Below are 20819 nucleotides of genomic sequence, written 5' to 3' on the forward strand. Positions count from 1 at the left end.
AGACGAGCCTAACCCGTGCGGACGACAATGATGCGCAGCCCGGCCGTTTTCGTTCACGCGGCGGTTCTGCTCACAGCAGATGACTCCCGCCGGACGCACGAACGGGGTGGCCGCCCGTGAGGACGGCCACCCCGTTGCGGGTGTCGCGGCTTACTTGACCAGCGCCGGAAGCGACTTGCGGCTGGTGAGCACCTGGTCGATCAGGCCGTACTCGAGGGCCTCGGCCGCCGACAGGATCTTGTCGCGGTCGATGTCCTTGTTGACCTGCTCCACCGAGCGGTTGGAGTGCTTCGAGAGCGTCTCCTCCAGCCAGGTGCGCATCCGCATGATCTCGTTGGCCTGGATCTCGATGTCGGACGCCTGCCCCTGTCCGGCCTCGCCGACGGCGGGCTGGTGGATGAGGATGCGGGCGTTCGGCAGCGCCAGACGCTTGCCAGGGGTGCCGGCGGCCGTCAGCACGGCGGCGGCCGATGCGGCCTGGCCGAGCACGACGGTCTGGATCTGCGGGCGGATGTACTGCATCGTGTCGTAGATCGCCGTCATCGCGGTGAACGAGCCACCGGGCGAGTTGATGTACATGACGATGTCGCGGTCCGGGTCCTGGCTCTCGAGCACGAGGAGCTGGGCCATGATGTCGTCGGCGGACGCATCGTCCACCTGCACGCCGAGGAAGATGATGCGGTCCTCGAAGAGCTTCGCGTACGGGTCCTGGCGCTTGTAGCCGTACGCCGTGCGCTCCTCGAAGCTGGGGAGGATGTAGCGGGCGCCGGGCGCCTGAACGCCGCTGAAGGCCTGACCGCCGAGCATGGGGGTGTTCATCGAATTTGTCCTATTCCTATTCAGCGGCCTGCTACTTGGACTCCGGCTCGGTCCCGCCGCCGCCCGAGACGTCGAGGGCCGACTCCCGGATGTGGTCGACGAAGCCGTACTCCAGCGCCTCCTGGGCGGTGAACCAGCGGTCGCGGTCGCCGTCGGCGTTGATCTGCTCGACCGACTTGCCGGTCGCCTCAGCGGTGATCTGAGCGAGGCGGTTCTTCATGTCGATGATGAGCTGAGCCTGGGTCTGGATGTCGCTCGCCGTTCCGCCGAACCCGCCGTGCGGCTGGTGCAGAAGAACGCGTGCGTTCGGGGTGATGTAGCGCTTGCCCTTGGTGCCTGCGGTGAGGAGCAGCTGCCCCATCGACGCGGCCATTCCGATGCCGACCGTGACGATGTCGTTCGGGACGAACTGCATCGTGTCGTAGATGGCCATGCCCGCGGTGATCGAGCCACCCGGGGAGTTGATGTAGAGGTAGATGTCCCGCTTGGGGTCCTCCGCGGCCAGGAGCAGCAGCTTCGCGGCGATCTCGTTCGCGTTCTCGTCCCGGACCTCCGAACCGAGCCAGATGATCCGGTCCTTGAGAAGTCTGTCGAAAACACTGGGCTGGATACCCATATCGGCCATGTTCGCTCCGTTTCCTTTGTCGCTTGGTGTCGAATCTATCGGAGGGCCGAGCGCAATTCGGCGCTGTTCGCCCTCGGCAGAGAGAGCCGGGCGGCCGGGGTCGGATGCGGTGGTCAGTCGTCGTCGAGCGCGGCCGCGTAGGCGGTCACCGAGCGGCTGTACCGCGGCAGGTGCGGGGCGAGGGCGAACAGCGCTTCGCGGAGCGCGTCGGCGGGCATCCCGTCGTCGAAGAGGCAGAGCGCGGCGAACGCGCGGGCGGCGTCGGCGAGGGGATGCTCGGGCTCTGCACCGAGGAAGTCGCGCAGCAGGCCGAGCGCCTCAGCCGGACGATCGAGGTTGCGGAGGGTGCTCGCCAGCTGCACGATCGCCTGCCCCCGGTACGGCTCGGCGAGGCCGTGTGCGAGCGCTGCGCGGTAGAACGGCTCCGCGTCGACCTCGCGGCCGGCGAAGTCGCGGGCGCTCGCCGCCTCGAACAGCGCCTCCGGGTCGTTGGCGGGGCGCTCGGCGACGAGGGCGTCGATCGCGTCGAGCGTCTGCTGTTCGTGCGTGTCGTCCGCGTCGGCCCAGACCGCATCCACCCGCTGTCGCCAGTCGTCCATCCGCACTCCTTCATCCACATGACACAACACGCCGTCTCGCAACAGTACGAGACGGCGTGTCGTGTCAACCAGAGGATGGGCCTACTTGTCGTCGGCCTTCTTCTTGGTGGAGCGCTTCTTGGGCTTCTCCTCGGCGGGAGCCTCCTCAGCCGCGGGGGCCTCGTCGGCCGGAGCCTCGGCGTCGGTGTCGTTGCCGTCGGCGATCGCGGTGAACTCGGCCAGGTCGACCGGCTTGCCGTTGCTGTCGACGACCTTCACCTTGCCGAGGATGATCGCGAGCGCCTTGTTGCGGGCGACCTCGCCGACCATCGACGGGATCTGGCCGTTCTCGCTGAGGATCTTGACGAACTCGTTCGGGTCCATGCCGTACTGCGCGGCACCCTGGACGAGGTACTGGGTGAGCTCGTCCTGGCTGACCTTGACGTCGTTCTCCTGCGCGACCTCGTCGAGGAGGATCTGCGTCTTGAAGGTCTTCTCGCTGGACTCCTTCACCTCGGCGCGGTGGACGTCGTCCTCGAGGCGGTTCTCCTGCTCCAGGTGACGGTGGACCTCGTCCTCGACCAGCTGCTCCGGGACCGGGATCTCGACCAGCTCGAGGAGCTTGTCGACCAGCTGGTCGCGGGCGGCCGTGCCCTGGCCGAACACCTTGGCGCGCTCGACCTGCGTGCGCAGGCTCTGACGCAGCTCGCCGATGGTGTCGAACTCGCTGGCGATCTGGGCGAAGTCGTCGTCGGCCTCGGGGAGCTCGCGCTCCTTGACGGCGTTCAGCGTGACGGTGATCTGCGCGTTCTCACCCTCGTGGTCGCCGCCCATGAGCGGCGCCTCGAACGTGGTGGTCTCGCCGGCGGTCAGGGTGTCGAGGGCCTCGTCGATGCCGTCGATGAGCTCGCCCGAGCCGATCTCGTAGGAGATGTTCGCGGCGGTGTCGACCTCTTCGCCGCCGATGACGGCGACCAGGTCGATCTGCGCGAAGTCACCGGTCTTGGCCGGACGGTCGACGGTGACGAGGGTGCCGAAGCGGCTGCGGAGCCGGTCCAGCTCCTCCTCCACGTCATCCACGCCCACCTCGGCCGCGTCGACCGTGATGGTGATGTCGTCGAAGTCGGGCAGCTTCACCTCGGGGCGCACGTCCACCTCGATGGTGAGGAGCAGGTCGCCCGAGAAGTCCTTCTCGTTCGGCCACTCTGTGATGTCGGCCTCCGGGCGGCCGAGGGGACGAACGTCGTTCTCCTCCACGGCGCGACGGTAGAAGCCGTCGAGACCCTCGTTGACCGCGTGCTCCAGGACGGCGGCCTTGCCGACCCGCTGGTCGATGATGGGCGGCGGCACCTTGCCCTTGCGGAAACCGGGGATGGTCACCTGCTCGGCGATGTGCTCGTACGCGTGCTTGATGGAAGGCTGCAGCTCCTCCGGCGTCACCGAGATGGTGAGCTTGGTGCGGGTGGGGCTGAGCTTCTCGACCGTGGTCTTCACGATGTCTGGGTTCTCCTGAATGATCGAACGATGGTCTTCTCGCAAGGAACGAGGTCCTCGTCGGGGCGACAGGATTCGAACCTGCGACCTCCCGCTCCCAAAGCGGGCGCTCTAGCCAAGCTGAGCTACGCCCCGGCTTGAAGCGGTGCGAAAGACCGTGGGCAAGTCTACTGCACGCGTGCTCCCCCGCGCGTGTACTACGATGGTCGTCGGCCGCCGCGCAGAATCGGGCGGCCACCGTGCCGCACCTGCGGCGCCGGGGATGTAGCTCAATGGTAGAGCCTCAGTCTTCCAAACTGATTACGCGGGTTCGATTCCCGTCATCCCCTCCACTTGAGTACGGCTTCCGATCAGCCATTTCCTTCCATCGTGCCGGACCTAATGAAGCCGGTTGTGCCCCTCCCGTGCCCCTTGTGCACTTCGGACGCCTCCCGACCGGCGTAGGACGCATGGGACGGCCGATGACAAAGGCACCGCGCACCGTAGGCGGCAAGATCCGAGAGCTAGACAGTGGACGCTTCCAGGCCCGATACATGGGGCCGGGCGGCAAGGAGCAGACGGGGCCGCAGACCTTCCACACCCGCAAGGAGGCTCAGACCTTCCTGCACGACATCAACGCCGAGATCCGCAAGGAGACGTGGCGTAACCCGGACCTGGGAGCGGAGACCTTCAACTACTGGGCGGACCGCTATATGCGACTCCAGGAGCAGAAGGTGCGTGCTGGGAAGCGCACGCCCCGGACCGTGGAGGGCTATGCCAGCCTCCTCCGTCGGCACCTGCTCCCGACCTTCGGACACCTGCCCCTGAAGGAGATCACCCCGACCCAGGTGGATCGCTGGCACGGCAAGCTGAAGGTCTCGCGCAAGCAGGCCTATTCGCTGCTCTCTGGCATCATGACGTGGGCCGTCTCCCGGGACCTCATCGGCAAGTCGCCGTGCCGTGTCGAAGATTGCTTCGCCGACGACAGCACGCCGCGCCCGTACAGGTCCGTGGACGACTTCGACACCATCAAGATGCAGCTGCCCGCCGACTTGCAGGTTCCTGAGCGGCCCGGTATGCCTGATCCCCACCGCTAAAGTGATCGACGTGCTGCCCGACTGGAACGTCATGGATCGCGGAACCGCGGGGATTATCGCTCAGTTGGTCCCAGTGCTAATGCTGTCCCTGCTCTTCGAGGCTCGATTGAGGAGTCCAAAGCGTTCCGCTCTCGGACTGTTTCTTGGATTCTTAGGAAACCTGTCCATCGCCGTGGCGGCAATCGTTTTAGAGTTCGGAGTGCTGGGCACGGCTCAACATTCCCATGGATCGCAGGATGCGCGCTGGATGTGGCTGATCCTTGTTGTGTTGTTTGCCGGGGTGTTGTTGCGCTGGGTGGCCACGTCAACGGCAATTAGAGCAGCAGCGTCCAGCGAGTACGTTCGGCAAATTCTCACGGCGGGCCTTGCCTCTTTTGAAGTAGCACGCGATTTCTGGACCGTGCTCTTCCAGGTTGTGGCAGCACCGTCGGAGGTGTTGGCGGTGGGCGTGCGCTCGCTGGGTCAGGGGCTGGTGGCTATTGGCACAAGCGCTGCCTTGGCTTTTCGCGATGTGGCCAGAGGCTTGGTCTCTGCGTTCCACAGTATTGCCGAAGGTCTTAGAGCAGCTTTCCGCCGACGTTGATGGTGACCCACACAGCGCTCCCCACCCTGCTTAGTCACAATGTGTTCTGGTAAATGCTGCGGGGGGCCGCCGATCACGAGCTTCCGGCTCGATACCACGCGTCGCCGCTACAACCGTGAGGCCTCCGTGTCGGAGGACGGCGGGCGTAAATGGCGAGTTGCGCTGTTACTCTCTTAGGCCCAGACTCGCTTCAACCTCATGCTTCGCCCGCGTCGTCCTCTTCCAGGTACACCGACATGTTCGGCATCGATCCGAAGACGGCCTTCGCGCCGGTTTCGCTCGGGAGTGGCAGTTGGGCTAGCCGCTTGGGCGGGAAGGCGAAACCTACTCGGTCAAACTTGCAGTCTTCGATTCGACTTTCGACCAGGTCGATTTGACCCATGTATGGTCTCCCGATTTCGAGGGGCCAGATCTGTCCATAGTCCAAGCGTTGATGAATGATCACGTCACTCGCGGCGACCGCAAGGACAGCGGGGCCATGTAATAGGCAGTTCTTGAAGGAGTGGCCGACGATGTGCCCCCCTTCATGCCTCGCCAGCTCCACGACGTCCACGTCTGCGTCCTCGTGATACACCCGGAATAAGCGAGGAGCGTTGCTTACTCGAAGGCGAATTGCATCGACAACGGCCTCCATCCCGTCAGACGCTTTGAGAGCGACAAGATCGGCAAGCGTAGGCGACTGAGCCTGTAACGCTGTGGCCGCGTCAATCCCCGTCCAGATGAGCCAGCAGCCCTATTCCGGGGACCGGTTGCACTTGCGGGGTGAGCCGACCTTGGCTCGCTTGTTATCGCCTGAGCACGACGGCTGAGTGTCTAGCGCCCGCGCTAGATGCCTCGCGGGCATGGAGAGCCGATTTATTCAGCACCGCACCCGCGCCGGACTGGCTGAAGCGCGCACTCAGGGTCGCGTGGGAGGTCGCCCACGGGCGCTGACGAGCGATAGTGCCGCGTTTGCGGTTCGCCTCTCCAGACGAAGGAAAGTCGGTGCGCGAGATCGCAAGGTTGCTGAAGGTATCCGAGCCGACCGTATACCGATATCTAGCCGCCGCGAGGGCCTGACCAGCGTTGATGCGGGTGGGAGCCTGCCGCCACAATCAGGCCGCGTGGGAACCTTTCCCTTGCTTGGCGTCGTCGAGTCGGGCAAGATCCTTCTGCGCTTCCCTGTCCGTTTGGATCATCTGAATCACAAAGCCCGTTACCTGGACGCATCCGGCGACTGCCCAAATCAGAAGAATGATCGGCACGCTTGCAGCGATCCAGATAGCCCACCACTGAGTGGTTTTGTACAAGGGCGCGAGCACCGACACGACAAGTCCGGTAACGCAAGCACCAACTGCGATGACTGCGACTTGCTTAAACGGCAGTAAGACGCCAGCGATACCACTCCTGGTGAGTTCGATGAGCTGATGGAACTGCGGACTCATCGACGCCAAAAGCATCGCCATGGGCGCGAGAACCAGCGCCGCTACCGCCGCGCCAATCCCGCTGAGGGTGATCATGAAAGTGAACCCGTTGGCCTGTAGCGACGGCACAAGAGCAACAACCAAGCCCAATACGCCTCCGACAAGCAGCCCTGTGATGAAGTCCCACGAAAACAGCAGCGCACCAACCTTGGTGCTCTGCACCCGCTCTTTCCAGGAGCGGGCCGGGCGTTCATTCGGATTCGGCTTCGGCTTCTCCAGCGCTCCCGAGTTCCCGGGACCGACGCTCCGAGCGGTGGCCGTCCGCTGACCCTTCCGCGCGCGTCCCTTTGACACGTCGTCCATACGCGTCATTGTTCTCTCCCTGCTTGGTATTGGCCAGGACTTCCACTAGCGAGGAGGCAGCGACTTCGCCCGATTTAGGGTCTACCGGAATCTCTTCTGACTCCTCTTCCGCGCCCACCTTGGTGCTATATACGGTCTCACGAGCCTCTGACCCTTCGCCGCGAACGCCCTTGTACTCAGCCTCTCCGTACCCTCGCTCGATATGCCCCTCCGTCTCCCGAATGAAAGAGCTATCCGCGTTTAGGCCCGCGTCGTTTCGGGCCTCTAGCTGGATTGCTTCGCTGCGAACGTCCTCCATGATGTCCTTGAGGTTGTGCGCGTCGAAGTAGTGGGGATTCGGCTCGCGGATCCAGAACTTCACGGTTGTGACTTTCGAGACCGACGACTTCCACTCCTCCAACGACATCCGGTTTCGCAAGCCCACGATTTGCCACCGCTGGCCCGGAGCGCTGAGCAGTGCCTCAAACGCGCCGATTAGAGAATTGATCCTGATAATCGAACCGCGCGGCTGCATCGCAGCGGTCAAGGTTTGCAGATCAATTGCGAATGGCGCAGTTAGTCCGCTCGGGATTGCGGTCGGAACGAAGTCTTGCAGGTCGTCGTCCCATATCTCAGCGGTTCCCGCCTCGCCCTGGAAACCGATTCGCCCGGTGAGGTCTCCCTGTCGGCTGCCCGCCTCGGCATGCTCTAGCGAGGTTTGGCCCACAATCCACTCTCGCCCATATCGTGTTGCGCGTCTCCCGGGCGAGATCGCCTCCAAGATGTGTTCTTCGGGCGTCTCCAATAACGTCTGCTGTGCTGGCGGAATGAGACGAAGTGTAAACACCCTCCCCGGGCGCGTGTGCTGCATAGCGAGAGGATAGCGACTGTGCGGTCTACTCCTGCGAAAGGCCGCGCCCTTTCGTGCCCCTTTCGCTTCCGCATGTACACTGGGCACGTCCGGTTCAAAAGAAGTTTTTACTGGTCAGGCCCGAAATCACGGGGCAGCGGAATGGGTCAGTTTCGGTCTTCCAAACTGATTACGCGGGTTCGATTCCCGTCATCCCCTCCACAGCCTGTCACTCACCGTCACATCCACTGGTGCCGCGTCCCCGCATTCAGCGCCACAATGCCCCCATGACGGCACCACCGCCGCCCGGCGACGGGCTCACGGATGCGCAGCGCAGCCTGCGGGCGCAGTTGCTCGCGACCGAGCACTGGGGGCTGCTGGCGTCGCGGAGTACAACGCAGAGCGAGGTGCTGACGCGGATCGCGATCTTCCTGACGCTCGTGTCGGCCGGGCTTGTGACGCTCGGGTTCATCGGGCAGGCGAGCGGGTTCCGCGGGTGGTTCGGGGTGGCGGCGCTCGGGGTGCTGCTCGCGCTCGCGCTGCTCGGGCTGGTCACCGAGGTGCGTGCGTTCAACACGGCCAGTGAGGATCTGATGTACGTGGTGGCCATGAATCGGCTGCGGGCGGCGTACGTGGAGCTCGACCCCGGGCTGGAGCAGTACCTGCTGGCTTCTGCTCACGACGACGAGGACGGAGCGCGGGTCACGTACCACTTCTTCTATCCGCGCGGGCCGAGTCCGGTGCTCGGCAGCTCCATGATGATCATCACCATCGTGGAGGCGATCGTCGTCGGCCTGCTCGTCGGCGGGACGTCGTGGGCGCTCGGCGCGCATCCCGCCGTCGCGGCCGTGCTCGGTGGGATCGTCGCCGTGGCGGTCGTCTTGGTCTCACTGCTCTGGGGCATGCGGACCTACAACAAGGCGTTCCGCGTCTACCGGCCGCTGCGGCCGAGCGACTGATTCACGCGCTCGCGATGTCCGCGAGACATGGCCCTCGAATTGGGTGAGGACATCTCATTTTTGCGGCGCTACTGTGCACGCGTCAGGGGGTTCCGCGTGAGTAAGAAGAAAAGTTCGGCCGGTTTCGTCGCTGCGGCATTCGTGCTCCTGCTCACCGTCGGCGGGATCAGTTCCTGCGTCCAATCGGTCAGTCAGGCCGGCCAGCAGAACGACTCGTACTCGGCGTCGATCGACGACAGTGGCGACACGGGATACAGCGCCGATGACTCTACCGAGACTCCATCGACTGCAGCGAACCCGACCGCCGATTCGCTCCCTCCCGTCACGCAGGCAGATCACGTGGGTGAGACGTCCGAGAAGGCAAGCGCAGAAGTCACAGCGCAGGGCCTTCTTGTCGCGTTCGCGGACACCGCGGGGAACATTCTGCCGAGCGAGATCGGCTGGTCGGTCGTCGGCGAAGAGCCCTTGGTGGGATCGACTCTGCCGGCCGGGTCCACGGTCCGGCTCATCATCTCGCCGCCGCCACCGCCTCCTGCCCCGGCGCCCGCACCCGCACAAGCGCCAGCCCCCGCTCCGGGCGGAGCGACGGCACTGTGCAACGACGGAACCCTGTCCTTCTCCGCTCACCACCAGGGAACGTGTTCCCACCACGGTGGGGTCAGAGAGTGGTACCGCTGACCTGACCGCTATTCGTTGCCGACGTGCTTGTCTGCGGCGTCGCGCGCACCGTCGATCTTGTCGTCGAATTTGCCGCCGGTGACCTTCTTCGCGGCGCCGGCGACGCCGTCGAGGAGTTTGTCGCTGACGTCCTCCGCCTGCTCGGAGCTGAGCGCGTCCTTGACCTTCGGGTCGTTCAGGAACTCCTGCGCCTTCTTGGTGATGTCGTCGAATCCAGCCATGCGGCCATCCAACACCTCAGCGCTGCAGGAAGGCCAGTACCGCCAGCACCCGGCGGTGGTCGTCGCCGGAGTCCTCCAAGCCCAGCTTCTGGAAGATCGAGGTGACGTTCTTCTCTACGGCGCCGACGCCGACGACCATGCGCGCGGCGATCGCGGCGTTCGTCCGGCCCTCGGCCATCAGCTCCAGCACCTCCCGCTCGCGCGGGGTCAGGCGCTCCAGCGGGTCGGTGCGGCGGGTCAGCAGCTCGCGGACCACCTGCGGATCGAGCACCGTTCCGCCCGCGGCGACACGGGTCACCGCATCCCGCAGCTCGTCGAGGGAGGCGATGCGGTCCTTCAGCAGGTAGCCGGTTCCGCCCTCGCCGCCGGCCAGCAGCTCCTGCGCGTACGTCCCCTCGACGTACTGCGACAGCAGCAGGACCGCGATCGACGGATGCTCGCGGCGGATGCGCAGCGCGGCCCGAACGCCCTCGTCGCGGAACGTCGGCGGCATCCGCACATCGAGCACCGCGACATCGGGCATTAGGTCGGGAACGGCCTCCAGCAGCGTGTCCGCGTCGCCGAACGCCCCGACGGTGTCGAAGCCGGCCTCGTCGAACAGCCGGATGAGGCCCTCGCGCAGCAGGACGGAGTCGTCCGCGACGACGACGCGCAACGGGACGGGGCTGGGGTCGCTCGGCACCACCCCAGCCTAGGGCCGCATCCGGTTGACACGACACGCCGTCCCGGCGGGCGGCCGGACGGCGTGTCGTGTCAAGCAGGGGACGGGCGGGCGGTCAGGCGAGCGGGATGCGCGCGCCGATCCGCGTCGGACCGCCCTCCGGGCTGTCGACCACGAGCTCGCCGCGCAGACCGCGCACCCGCTCCTCCAGCCCGCGCAGGCCGTGGCCGTCGACGAGGGAGGCTCCCCCGCGGCCGTTGTCGGTCAGCCAGACGCTCAGCCAGGCGGCGCCCGACGCATCCACCACCCGCTCCAGGAAGAGCCGGCCGGCCTGCGCGCCGGAGTGCTTGGCCAGGTTCGCGGCCAGTTCCGCCAGCACGTAGTAGGCGTTCCGCTCGATCTCCGGGCTGAACCGCTCCCCCGGCTGCAGGGACGACTCCACGGTGACCGGGATGGGGCTGCGCGCGGCGAGCGACTCCGCAGCGGCGACCAGGCCGCGGTCCTGCAGGATGGGCGGGGCGAAGCCGCGCGATAGGGCCCGCAGCTCCTCCAGGGTGTCGCCCGCCTGCTGGCGCGCCTCGGCGAGCAGCGTCGCGGCGGCGTCCGGGTCGTCGGCGAGCTTGCGCTCGGCGGCGGCGATGTCCATCTGCAACCGGATGAGGCGCTGCTGCGGACCGTCGTGCAGGTCGCGCTCCAGCCGGCGCAGGGCCTGATCCTCTGCCGCGACGGCCGCACCGCGCGAGGCGGACAGGTCGGCGACCTCGCGTTGCAGCGCCTCCGACGGCCAGCGACCGAGCACGCCGCGGGCGATGCCCTCGTGCATCAGAGTCAGGCCGCGCGTCACGAACGGCAGGGTCACCGCGAACAGCACGCCGGCGATCAGGTACAGGATGCGGTCGCCGACGGTCGGGTCGAAGGTCGACGTCGTGCGGAACACCGCATCCACCACGGTCTGCGAGAGGAAGAAGCTGCGGTCCCCCTGCGGGATGAACGGCTCCCAGATCCAGCCGGTCAGGCCGCCCAGGGCGACCGACGCCCAGACGATGGTCACCGTCCAGGAGAAGATGCTGACGATCGGGTTGATGATCATGCCGTGCAGCAGGTACAGCCAGTAGTGGCCGTTCGCGAACGGACCGAAGACGGCCCGGAGGAACGTGCGCGGGGTGCCCGGCTTCTCCCAGACCGGGCGCGGGACGGCCGGCCGGCCCGCCCAGTCCAGTCGCGTCAGCTCGACCACGCCGAAGCCGCGGGCCGTGTAGAAGGCGGCGACGATGATGAAGAAGCCGACGTAGATCACGATGGTGCCGACGCCCGTCCAGAACAGCGACATCAGCACGGACAGCCCGACGATCGCGATCGGCATGGTGAGCAGCAGGAAGCCGAGCTCGCGCGGCACCCCGCGCCAGAGCGAGCCGTAGCCCGTGCGGGCGAGGTGGGGCTGGGATGGTGTCACAGCATCCAGCGTGGCAGAAGGTTGGGCGGTGCCGGGCTGCCCGGTGTCCGTCTCTGTGGTCATGACTGGCGTCCTTTCGTGGTCCGCTTCCGGCGGGCGGAGCGGTTCCGATGTCCTTCTTCGAGCCTCGTCGTCCGCGGCTCGCGGCCCCATCCCGGGCGCCGCCGGAACCGTCCGGGGGTTAACCCGAGACGGGCGGATGACAGGGCAGGCTAACTAAGCCGAGCCTTCGCTTCGTTGCGGAATTCGGCGGGCTGAGTAGCGTTATGGCAGGCAGAAGAAAGGACGCCAACCATGACGGACATCGCCGCAACCCAGAGTGTCTCGAACCCGGACGTCGCCGCCGGGGTCGCCCAGTTCCTCACCCCCGTCGTCATCGACCTGACCGCGATCGTGGTCAACGGCAAGCAGGCCCACTGGCACGTGCGCGGAGCCAACTTCATCGGCGTGCACGAGCTGCTGGACACGATCGTGGACCACGCCCAGGAGTGGGCCGACCTCGCCGCGGAGCGCATCGTCGCCCTCGGCCTCCCGGTCGACGCCCGCCTCGGGACCGTCGCCGCCAAGACCACGACCGGCGAGCTCACCGCCGGATTCCGCCCCTCGAACGAGACCATCGCCGAGGTCATCGCACAGCTCGACGCGGCCCTCGCCGGTGTGAACACCGCGGTGCGCGAGCTGGCCGAGCTCGACCAGACCAGCCAGGACGTCGCCATCGAGATCGCCCGCGGACTCGACAAGGACCGCTGGTTCCTGTTCGCGCACATCAGCGAGTAGACCGCGCCGCTTCCGGTGCGAGGGGCCGTCCGCGGATGCGGGCGGCCCCTTCGTCGTTCATCCCTGCGAGATTTGCGCCACATCGCCGTTGGGGCGGCGCCAGAACGCACATTTGGCGCAAATCGTGGCGCCGTCGAGGGGCGGGGAGGGACGGCGCGGTCAGCGGAGGGTGTCGTGCGTGGCGCGGCCGGCGACGAAGGTCGCGGCGACCGGCATGGTGCGGAGGTCGTCGGGCGCAGACGTCAGGGGGTCGCGGTCGAGCACCGCGAGGTCGGCCCGGGCACCCGGCGTGACGGACGAACGCACGGACGCCGCCAGGGCGGCCTCGGGCGGAAGCGACTGCTCGGGATGCCACGGGTCACGCCCGTCGCGGGAGCGGCCGACGGCGGAGGCGATCGCCGCCCAGGGGTCGAGGGGCGCGACGGGCGCATCGGAGCCGAACGCGAGGCGCGCGCCGGCGGCGTGGAGGTCCGCGAGCGGGAAGGCGCGGTCGGTGCGGCCGTGCCAGAGCCGCTCGGCGACATCCCGGTCGTCCATCGCATGCTCGGGTTGCACGCTCGCGGTCACGCCGAGCCGGGCGAAGCGCGGGATGTCGGATGCGTCGATCAGCTGGGCGTGCTCGATCCTGCCGCCCGCGCCGACGGCCTCGAAGGCGTCGAGCGCGCGACGGTTCGCCTCATCGCCGATCGCGTGGACGGCGGGGACCAGCCCGTGGTCGACGGCGAACCGCATCCGCTCGACCAGTTCGCTCGGTGCGAGGTTGGCGACGCCGTGGCCGCCGTCCGGGTAGGCATGCGTGCACAGCGCGGTGCGGGTGTTCAGGGAGCCGTCGGAGATCACCTTGTACGGGCCGACGGTGAGCAGGCCCCCGGTGCCCTCCACCACGTCCCCCGTTCGCAACCCGAGACCCGCGGCGCGGTCGAGGTGGTCGCCGTAGATGCCGAACTCGACCAGCAGCCCGGGAGCGCCGTCGGCGATGCGCCGCCGCCACACGTCGAGATTCCAGCCGTACTCGAGGTCGACGATGCCGACCACTCCGCGGGTCGCGGCGACCCGGGCGGCGTCGGCCGCCCAGCGGTCGAGGGTCGCGTCGTCCGCGGCAGTGAGCAGGCTGGTCACGGCGAAGCTGGCGTCCTCCCGCAGCACGGCGTCCGGCGTGCCGGGTGCGAACCGGGCGGCGGCGGCGGTGTTCAGCCAGGAGCAGTGCAGGTCGCCGGCGATCAGGACGACCGGACGGTCGCCGGCGGCGGCGTCCAGCAGTTCGCGTGTCGGGAGGTCCGGCCACAGCGCATCATGGAAGCCGAAGCCCACGAGCACGTCGTCCGGCGAGTCCGCCGGTGACGCCTCGGCGCGGGCCCGCACCAGCGCGGCGGCCTCGGCGGCAGACCCGGCGCGGGACACATCCAACCGGCGCGCGGTCTGCGCCCACTGCGTGAAGTGCACGTGCTGATCCCACAGTCCCGGCACCAGCCAGCGGCCGTCGAGCGGGATGCGCTCCCCCGCCGCCACGCCCGTCGCCGATCCGGTCGGCTCGACCGACGCGATCCGTCCGCCGTCGATCACAACGTCCACGAGCCCGTCGCGTCCGGGCAGCCGCGCCCCGGCGAGCAGCAGCGTCATCGCGCGGCGCGCCGCCGGTCGTGCACGATCTGCATCTCGCGCAGCAGGCCGGCGCTCGCGTACGGTCCGTCGCCCCCGAGCTCGCCGAGGATCGCGTCGACGATGTGGTCCGGACGGTTCTGGCTCATCTTCTGCTTGGCGACGACGCGGGTCGGCGTCAGGCGCAGGCCGACCGTGCCCGAGACGATGCGCTCGGCGTATTGCGCGTCGGCCGGGGTGCCGCGCATGCGGCGCGGCTCGGGCAGCTCGCCTTCGAAGTGGTCGACCAGCCGGGCCAGGACCTCGAGGTTCTCCTCGTCGCTCAGCAGCTCCGGAACGCCCGAGAAGTGCGCCGCGATGAAGTTCCAGGTGGGAACGGCCGGCTTCTCGTCGTACCAGCCGGACGAGATGTACCCGTGCGGCCCTTGGACGATCACCAGCAGTTCGTGCTCCCCCAGCTCGTGCAGCTGCTCGTCCGGCCGGCCGACGTGGCTGAGCAGCGTGAGCTCCTCCCGCGTCTCGTCGAGGATGACCGGGTAGTGGGAGGCGACGAGCCCGTTCGACGTGCTGCTCACGAACGTCGCCCACGGGTTCTCGCGCACGAGCCGCTTCAGCTCGGCCGGATCGGTGAGCGTGAAGCTCGGATTCTGTCGCACGGGCCCTCCTACGCCTGATCCACCGGGCACCAGTACAGCTTGCGGCCGCCCAGCTCCTCCATGAGGATGTGCGTGCCGCAGATCCGGCACGGCAACCCCTCGCGCTTGTAGACCCAGTGACGGTCGTCGCGGTTCGCCATCGCCCGACGGTAGGACTGCTCGTCGAGGTCGTCCATCGTCATCATCTGGCCCGTCTCGACGCCGATGCGGAGCAGGTGCACCCAGTCGCGCCAGAGAGCGCGGACGGTCTCCTCCGGCACCTGCTTGCCCGGCGTGTGCGGGTTCTGCCTCGCGCGGAACAGCAGTTCGGCGCGGTACACGTTGCCGATGCCGCTCACCACGCTCTGGTCCATGAGCAGGAGGGCGATGGCGGTCGGCTTGCGGCGCACGATCGAGACGAAGCGGTCCTCCGCCTCCTGACTGTCGTCGACTTGGGGATCGGGCCCCAGCTTCGCGATCACCGCATCGACCTGCGCCGGGTCGAGCACCTCGCAGGCCGTCGGCCCGCGGAGGTCGGCGACCGCCGTGTCGGTCAGCAGCCGGACGCGCACCTGGCCGATCGGCTCGGGCGGGAAGGACGTGATCTCGGCCTCCACCTTCTCGGACTCGGCCATGCGCAGCCGGGTGCGCCGGGGCGCACCGATCGAGTGGAGCGAGTTCTCGCCGGCGGAGTCGAGGATCGGATCAGCACCGTCGAGGTCGGTGCCCCGCTGGTTGGTCTGACCCATCCGGCCGTTCGCGCTCGCGATCGTCGGGTCGATGCTGATGTCGCCCGCGAAGTCCCACGCACCGTAGAGGCCGAGGTGCACGCGCAGCCAGAGCCCGTTGTCGAATTCGAGGAACATCTGCTTGCCGACGGCCCGCGCGTCGGTCATCACGCGACCGTCGATGCGCGTCGCATCCGCGGCGAACCGCCCCTGCGGCGACGAGACGGAGACGCGGTGGCCGACGAAGTTGACCGCGAACTGCCGGGCGATGCGATGGACGGAGTGACCTTCGGGCATCAGCGGTCCACGTGCTTGCCCGCGATGTCGCCGGTGGCCTCGTACTCCGCCAGCTGGGCGATGCGGCGGACGTGGCGCTCCTCGAACGAGAACGGCTCGGCGATGAAGGTGTCGATGAAGGCGGTGGCCTCCTCCACCGTGTGCTGCCGTGCCCCGATCGCGATGACATTGGCGTCGTTGTGCTGGCGGGCGAGCAGCGCGGTGGACTCGCTCCAGACCAGGGCGGCGCGCGCCCCGCGGACCTTGTTGGCGGCGATCTGCTCGCCGTTCCCGGAGCCGCCGAACACCACGCCGAGCGCCTCCACACCGGCCTGCTGGTCGCGCACGACGGCGGCGGCCGCATTGATGCAGAACGCCGGGTAGTCGTCGATCGGGTCGTACTCGACCGGTCCGTGGTCGACCACCTCGTGACCGGCAGCGGTCAGATGCTCCTGCAGGTGCCTGCTGAAGTCGAGTCCGGCGTGATCGGTGGCGATGTGGATGCGCATATCCACAGTCTAGGGACGGCCACCGACGGCGTCGGAACCGGTGGCTAAGGTGGACGGGTGGACACGATCCACCCGTCCGATCCCTCGAAGGAGTCAGCGTTGCCCGGAGAAAACCTCACCCGCATCGAAGCACAGGAGCGCGCGTCGCTCGTCCGCACCCACAGCTACGACGTCAGCCTCGACCTGACGACCGGGCCGGAGACCTTCCTCAGCACCACCACGGTGCGGTTCTCGGCCGCCGCGGGTGCGTCGACCTTCATCGACGCGATCACGCGGACGGTGCACAGCGTGACGCTGAACGGTGCAGAGCTCGACCCGGCGGCCGTGAGCGACGGGGTGCGCATCCAGCTCGACGGCCTCCAGGAGGAGAACGAGCTGACCGTCGTCGCCGACGCGATCTACACCAACACCGGTGAGGGCCTGCACCGCTTCGTCGACCCGGTCGACGGCGAGGTGTACCTCTACAGCCAGTTCGAGGTGCCGGACTCGCGCCGCATGTTCGCGGTCTTCGAGCAGCCGGATCTGAAGGCGCAGTTCACCTTCACCGTCACCGCTCCCGCCCACTGGGCCGTCGTCAGCAACTCCCCCACCCCCGAGCCGCAGGACGCGGGCGACGATAAGAAGGTCTGGTCGTTCGCGCCGACCCCGGTCATCTCCTCCTACATCACCGCGCTCGTCGCCGGCCCGTACCAGTCGGTGCACAGCGAGCTCACCAGCCGCGACGGCCGCACCATCCCGCTGGGCGTCTACACGCGCACGAGCCTGGCCGAGTTCCTCGACGCCGACTACATCTTCGACAAGACCCGCGAGGGCTTCGCCTTCTACGAGGAGCGGTTCGACTACGCGTACCCGTTCGAGAAGTACGACCAGCTGTTCGTCCCCGAGTTCAACGCCGGGGCGATGGAGAACGCCGGAGCCGTCACGTTCACCGAGACGTACGTCTTCCGCTCGAAGGTCACCGACGCCATCAAGGAGCGCCGGGTCGTCACCATCCTCCACGAGCTCGCCCACATGTGGTTCGGCGATCTGGTCACCATGAAGTGGTGGAACGACCTCTGGCTGAACGAGTCGTTCGCCGAGTACGCCTCCACCCTCGCAACGGCCGAGGCGACGGAGTGGACCGAGGCGTGGACCACGTTCGCGGCCATGGAGAAGAGCTGGGCGTACCGCCAGGACCAGCTGCCATCGACCCACCCGATCGTCGCGACGATCAACGACCTGGAGGACGTGCAGGTCAACTTCGACGGCATCACCTACGCGAAGGGCGCCTCCGTCCTGAAGCAGCTCGTCGCCTGGGTCGGGCAGGACGACTTCCTCGCCGGCGTCGCGCAGTACTTCAAGAAGCACGCGCACGGCAACACCGAGCTGAAGGACCTCCTGGTCGAGCTCGAGGCCACCAGCGGGCGCGACCTCACCGACTGGTCGACGAAGTGGCTCGAGACCGCCGGCGTCAACACGCTGCGCCCCGAGCTGACGGTGGATGCGGACGGCACGATCACCTCGTTCGCCGTGCTGCAGTCGGCGGCCCCGGACTACCCCACCATCCGCCCGCACCGCCTCGCGATCGGCCTCTACAACCTGCGCGACGCCGGCGACGGGAAGCAGAGCCTGGTCCGCGACGAGCGCTTCGAGCTCGACGTCGACGGCGAGCGCACCGAGGTCGCCGACCTGGTCGGCACCCGCCGCCCCGACCTCGTGCTCATCAACGACGACGACCTCGCCTACGCGAAGATCCGTCTCGACGAGGAGTCGCTGGCGGTCGCGATCGAGCACCTCTCCGACATCGAGAGCCCGCTCGCCCGCTCCCTGGTCTGGGGCGCGGTGTGGGATGCGACCCGCGACGCCGAGACGAGCGCGAGCGACTACGTGCGCCTGGTGCTCGGCAACATCGCCTCCGAGACCGAGTCGACGACCATCCGCACCACGCTCAACCAGCTGGTGCTCGCCGCTACCGCGTACGTCGCCCCGGAGCGTCAGCAGCAGACGGCTCAGGATGCGGCCTCCGCGCTGTGGGAGCTGGCGAAGGGCGCAGAGGCCGGAAGCGACGCGCAGTTCCAGTTCGTGAAGTTCTTCGCCGCGCTCGCCTCCACCGACGAGCAGCTCGCCACGGTCGCGGCGCTGCGCGACGGCTCCGTGACGCTCGAGGGTCTCACCATCGACACCGACCTGTCGTGGGAGCTGCTGATCTCCCTCGTCGCGGGTGGAGCGGCCGGCACGGCCGAGATCGATGCGGCCCTCGCCGCGGACAACACCGCGAACGGCGGCCAGTTCGCCGCGCAGGCCCGGGCCAGCATCCCGACGCTCGAGGGCAAGCAGGCGGCCTGGGACTCGGTCTTCGGCTCGGACAGCCTGCCCAACACCATCGTCCGGTACACCGGCATCGGCTTCCAGCGCGCGAAGGACAAGAGCGTGCTCGCCCAGTTCGTCGAGCCGTACTTCGCCGCCCTGCAGCAGATCTGGACGTCGCGCACCTACAAGATCGCGGAGTACCTGGTCGAGGGCATGTATCCGGCGCCGCTGGCGAACGAGGCCCTGCGCGACGCCACCCGGACCTGGCTCGACGCCAACCCGGAGCCCGCCGCCCTCCGCCGCATGGTCGTGGAGAACCTCGCGGGTGTCGAGCGCGCACTCGCGGCTCAGAAGCGGGATGCGCAGTAGCGAACGGCGGAACACGAGGGGCCTCACCGCGGTGGGGCCCCTCGTGTCATGCCGGGGCCGACCCGCCGTCGTACCGCGGGACGATGACGGAGCCGCCCGCCGCCCCTAGTCTCGGAGTCATGATCCAGCTCGATCACCTCACCAAACGCTTCGGCGCCAAGACCGCCGTCGACGACATCTCCGTGACCATCCAGCCCGGCAAAGTGACGGGCTTCCTCGGCCCGAACGGCGCGGGCAAGTCGACCACCATGCGCATGATCATGGGACTCGACCGCCCGACCCGCGGACAAGCCCTCATCAACGGCAAGCGCTACGCCGAGTTCCGGTCGCCGCTCACCGAGGTGGGCGCCCTGCTCGACGCCAAGGCGATCCACACCGGCCGCACCGCCTACGCGCACCTGCTGTCGCTTGCGGCCACCCACGGCATCCCGAAGTCCCGCGTCCACGAAGTCATCGGCATGACCGGCCTCGAGTCGGTCGCCGGCAAGCGCGTCGGCGGCTTCTCGCTCGGGATGGGCCAGCGGCTCGGCATCGCCGCGGCCATGCTCGGCGACCCGGCGACGCTCATCCTCGACGAGCCGGTCAACGGGCTCGACCCGGAGGGTGTGCTCTGGGTCCGGCAGTTCGCGCGCCACCTGGCCTCGCAGGGCCGCACGGTGTTCCTCTCGTCGCACCTGATGAGCGAGATGGCGCAGACCGCCGACCACATCGTGGTGCTGGGCCGCGGCCGCGTGCTCGCGGACGCCCCCGTGGACAGCATCCTCGCCGCCGCCACCCGCCACGCGGTCCGGGTGCGGACGCCCCAGCCCGAGCAGCTCGCACGAGCCGTCGCCGGCGCGGACGTCGCCGTCACCGGCGTCGAGGCGCAGCTGCTGGAGATCACCGGGCTCACCGCAGCGCAGATCGGCGAGACCGCCGCGCGCGACGGGATCGTGCTCCATGAGCTGACCCCGATCAGCGCATCCCTCGAGGAGGCCTACCTCGAGCTCACCCAGGACGACGTCGAGTACCGCACGGAGGTCAGCCGATGAGCACCGCCACATCCCCCGCCAGCCCGCTCACCCACCCGCACACCTCGCTCGGGCGGCTCAGCTTCCCGCGCGTCATCCGGTCCGAGTGGATCAAGCTCCGCACCCTCCGCTCGACCTTCTGGACGCTGATCAGCGCCGTCGTGCTCGTGGTCGGCATCGCCGCCCTCGTCGCCGTCGCGATCCCGGACAAGTCGGTGCTCGTGGGTCAGGTGCCCGCCGGTCAGCGTGCCGCCATCGAGGCGCAGAGCTCGGCCTTCGCCACCTCGGCTGCAACCGCCGGTCTGACGTTCGCCTCGCTCGTGATCGCCGTCCTCGGCGTCCTCGTCATCAGCGGCGAGTTCTCCACCGGCCAGATCCGCTCGTCGTTCACCGCCGTTCCGCGCCGCTTCCCGGTGTTCGCGGCGAAGACGCTCGTGCTGTTCGTCGTCGCCTTCCTCGTCGGCCTCGTCTCCTCCGCCGCATCGTGGGCGGTCGCCATCCCGATCCTCAACGGCAAGGGATACGCGGGCGACCTGCTGTCGTCCGACACCCTGTGGGCGATCCTCGGCGCGGGCGCCTACCTCGGGCTCGTCGCGGTCTTCGCGCTCGGCGTCGGCGCCATCCTGAAGTCGACCGCCGGCGGCATCGCCGGCGCCCTCGGCGTTCTGCTCGTGCTCCCGATCATCGCCAGCCTGATCAGCGGCCTGACCCGCACCCAGTGGGTGGCCGACGCGCAGCACTACCTCATCAGCAACGCCGGTCAGGGCCTCGCCGGCGTCGCCAACGGCGACATCGAGCCGTGGGCGAACGTCGTGACGGTGCTCGTCTGGGCCGCCGTCGCCTTCGTCGGCGGCGCCCTGCTGCTGCAGCGCAGGGACGCCTGAC

23 protein-coding genes and 2 tRNA genes are annotated in these 20819 nt (G+C 68.0%); 10 read left to right on the plus strand and 15 right to left on the minus strand.

Annotation, left to right across the window (positions count from 1 at the left end):
* Positions 1–150: 150 nt before the first annotated feature.
* The 5 genes from BLW09_RS09215 to BLW09_RS09235 all read right to left on the minus strand — a co-directional run bounded on the left by BLW09_RS09215 (position 151) and on the right by BLW09_RS09235 (position 3651).
* A complete protein-coding gene (locus BLW09_RS09215; RefSeq protein ID WP_018190794.1) occupies positions 151–819 on the minus strand; it encodes an ATP-dependent Clp protease proteolytic subunit in 669 nt (222 codons plus the stop codon).
* Between the two features lie 31 nt (positions 820–850).
* Complete coding sequence (locus tag BLW09_RS09220) at positions 851–1444, minus strand: ATP-dependent Clp protease proteolytic subunit (protein WP_026307152.1); 594 nt, start codon at positions 1442–1444, stop codon at positions 851–853.
* A 113-nt stretch (positions 1445–1557) separates the two neighbouring features.
* A complete protein-coding gene (locus tag BLW09_RS09225; RefSeq protein ID WP_089911451.1) occupies positions 1558–2043 on the minus strand; it encodes a tetratricopeptide repeat protein in 486 nt (161 codons plus the stop codon).
* 81 nt (positions 2044–2124) lie between these two features.
* A complete protein-coding gene (gene tig, locus BLW09_RS09230) occupies positions 2125–3516 on the minus strand; it encodes a trigger factor (RefSeq protein ID WP_089911454.1) in 1392 nt (463 codons plus the stop codon).
* A gap of 60 nt (positions 3517–3576) precedes the next feature.
* A tRNA-Pro gene (locus BLW09_RS09235) sits at positions 3577–3651 on the minus strand.
* A gap of 123 nt (positions 3652–3774) precedes the next feature.
* Here BLW09_RS09235 and BLW09_RS09240 point away from each other — a divergent pair.
* The 3 genes from BLW09_RS09240 to BLW09_RS18920 all read left to right on the plus strand — a co-directional run bounded on the left by BLW09_RS09240 (position 3775) and on the right by BLW09_RS18920 (position 5175).
* Positions 3775–3848 (plus strand) — tRNA-Gly (locus tag BLW09_RS09240).
* 129 nt (positions 3849–3977) lie between these two features.
* Positions 3978–4592: an N-terminal phage integrase SAM-like domain-containing protein gene (locus BLW09_RS09245; protein ID WP_157696923.1), complete on the plus strand. Its 615-nt coding sequence runs from the start codon at positions 3978–3980 to the stop codon at positions 4590–4592.
* A 1-nt stretch (position 4593) separates the two neighbouring features.
* Positions 4594–5175, plus strand: a complete 582-nt coding sequence (locus tag BLW09_RS18920) for a hypothetical protein (RefSeq protein WP_157696924.1) — start codon at positions 4594–4596, stop codon at positions 5173–5175.
* A gap of 196 nt (positions 5176–5371) precedes the next feature.
* On the opposite strand, the gene BLW09_RS09250 is transcribed toward BLW09_RS18920, so the two are convergent.
* Positions 5372–5728 carry a hypothetical protein gene (locus tag BLW09_RS09250; RefSeq protein ID WP_157696925.1) on the minus strand — a complete coding sequence of 119 codons (357 nt, stop codon included), beginning with the start codon at positions 5726–5728 and terminating at the stop codon, positions 5372–5374.
* A 389-nt stretch (positions 5729–6117) separates the two neighbouring features.
* On the opposite strand from BLW09_RS09250, the gene BLW09_RS19335 reads away from it, so the two are divergent.
* Complete coding sequence (locus tag BLW09_RS19335) at positions 6118–6234, plus strand: helix-turn-helix domain-containing protein (protein WP_442911291.1); 117 nt, start codon at positions 6118–6120, stop codon at positions 6232–6234.
* 35 nt (positions 6235–6269) lie between these two features.
* Here BLW09_RS19335 and BLW09_RS09260 read toward each other — a convergent pair whose 3' ends face one another.
* Positions 6270–6800 carry a hypothetical protein gene (locus BLW09_RS09260; RefSeq protein ID WP_089911467.1) on the minus strand — a complete coding sequence of 177 codons (531 nt, stop codon included), beginning with the start codon at positions 6798–6800 and terminating at the stop codon, positions 6270–6272.
* A 28-nt stretch (positions 6801–6828) separates the two neighbouring features.
* The gene (locus BLW09_RS09265; protein WP_157696927.1) at positions 6829–7791 is read right to left on the minus strand and encodes a hypothetical protein; all 963 of its coding nucleotides are present in this window, start codon (positions 7789–7791) and stop codon (positions 6829–6831) included.
* 266 nt (positions 7792–8057) lie between these two features.
* Between BLW09_RS09265 and BLW09_RS09270 the strand changes: the two genes are divergently transcribed.
* The gene (locus BLW09_RS09270) at positions 8058–8729 is read left to right on the plus strand and encodes a hypothetical protein (protein WP_089911472.1); all 672 of its coding nucleotides are present in this window, start codon (positions 8058–8060) and stop codon (positions 8727–8729) included.
* Between the two features lie 96 nt (positions 8730–8825).
* Positions 8826–9407, plus strand: a complete 582-nt coding sequence (locus tag BLW09_RS09275) for a DUF3761 domain-containing protein (protein WP_231947150.1) — start codon at positions 8826–8828, stop codon at positions 9405–9407.
* Positions 9408–9415: 8 nt separating this feature from the next.
* Here the strand turns inward: BLW09_RS09275 and BLW09_RS09280 are convergent, their stop codons facing one another.
* From BLW09_RS09280 to BLW09_RS09290, 3 genes are all read right to left on the minus strand, one after another.
* Positions 9416–9628: an antitoxin gene (locus BLW09_RS09280; protein WP_089911477.1), complete on the minus strand. Its 213-nt coding sequence runs from the start codon at positions 9626–9628 to the stop codon at positions 9416–9418.
* 16 nt (positions 9629–9644) lie between these two features.
* Positions 9645–10310, minus strand: coding sequence for a response regulator transcription factor (locus BLW09_RS09285; protein WP_089916753.1), 666 nt, complete (start codon positions 10308–10310; stop codon positions 9645–9647).
* A gap of 94 nt (positions 10311–10404) precedes the next feature.
* On the minus strand, positions 10405–11805 hold the full coding sequence (locus BLW09_RS09290) for a sensor histidine kinase (RefSeq protein WP_231947152.1): 1401 nt from the start codon (positions 11803–11805) through the stop codon (positions 10405–10407).
* 231 nt (positions 11806–12036) lie between these two features.
* On the opposite strand from BLW09_RS09290, the gene BLW09_RS09295 reads away from it, so the two are divergent.
* Complete coding sequence (locus tag BLW09_RS09295) at positions 12037–12519, plus strand: Dps family protein (RefSeq protein ID WP_020074922.1); 483 nt, start codon at positions 12037–12039, stop codon at positions 12517–12519.
* 159 nt (positions 12520–12678) lie between these two features.
* Here the strand turns inward: BLW09_RS09295 and BLW09_RS09300 are convergent, their stop codons facing one another.
* The 4 genes from BLW09_RS09300 to BLW09_RS09315 are packed head-to-tail and all read right to left on the minus strand — an operon-like array spanning position 12679 to position 16266.
* Positions 12679–14139: an amidohydrolase gene (locus BLW09_RS09300; protein WP_089911480.1), complete on the minus strand. Its 1461-nt coding sequence runs from the start codon at positions 14137–14139 to the stop codon at positions 12679–12681.
* Positions 14136–14774: an FMN-binding negative transcriptional regulator gene (locus BLW09_RS09305; RefSeq protein WP_089911483.1), complete on the minus strand. Its 639-nt coding sequence runs from the start codon at positions 14772–14774 to the stop codon at positions 14136–14138. The genes BLW09_RS09300 and BLW09_RS09305 overlap by 4 nt, the downstream gene beginning before the upstream one ends.
* 8 nt (positions 14775–14782) lie before the next feature.
* Positions 14783–15778: an Fpg/Nei family DNA glycosylase gene (locus tag BLW09_RS09310; protein ID WP_089911486.1), complete on the minus strand. Its 996-nt coding sequence runs from the start codon at positions 15776–15778 to the stop codon at positions 14783–14785.
* A complete protein-coding gene (locus BLW09_RS09315) occupies positions 15778–16266 on the minus strand; it encodes a ribose-5-phosphate isomerase (protein ID WP_089911488.1) in 489 nt (162 codons plus the stop codon). The genes BLW09_RS09310 and BLW09_RS09315 overlap by 1 nt, the downstream gene beginning before the upstream one ends.
* A 99-nt stretch (positions 16267–16365) precedes the next feature.
* Here BLW09_RS09315 and pepN point away from each other — a divergent pair, with 99 nt between their 5' ends.
* The 3 genes from pepN (at position 16366) to BLW09_RS09330 (ending at position 20818) form a co-directional block, all read left to right on the plus strand.
* Positions 16366–18924 carry an aminopeptidase N gene (gene pepN, locus BLW09_RS09320; RefSeq protein ID WP_089916759.1) on the plus strand — a complete coding sequence of 853 codons (2559 nt, stop codon included), beginning with the start codon at positions 16366–16368 and terminating at the stop codon, positions 18922–18924.
* A gap of 119 nt (positions 18925–19043) precedes the next feature.
* A complete protein-coding gene (locus BLW09_RS09325) occupies positions 19044–19955 on the plus strand; it encodes an ATP-binding cassette domain-containing protein (RefSeq protein ID WP_089911490.1) in 912 nt (303 codons plus the stop codon).
* Positions 19952–20818, plus strand: a complete 867-nt coding sequence (locus tag BLW09_RS09330; RefSeq protein WP_089911493.1) for an ABC transporter permease subunit — start codon at positions 19952–19954, stop codon at positions 20816–20818. Before BLW09_RS09325 ends, BLW09_RS09330 begins: the two co-directional genes overlap by 4 nt.
* The last annotated feature ends 1 nt before the right edge of the window (position 20819 follow it).

The organism is Leifsonia sp. 21MFCrub1.1 (assembly GCF_900107895.1).
GTDB classification, from domain to species: domain Bacteria; phylum Actinomycetota; class Actinomycetes; order Actinomycetales; family Microbacteriaceae; genus Leifsonia; species Leifsonia soli.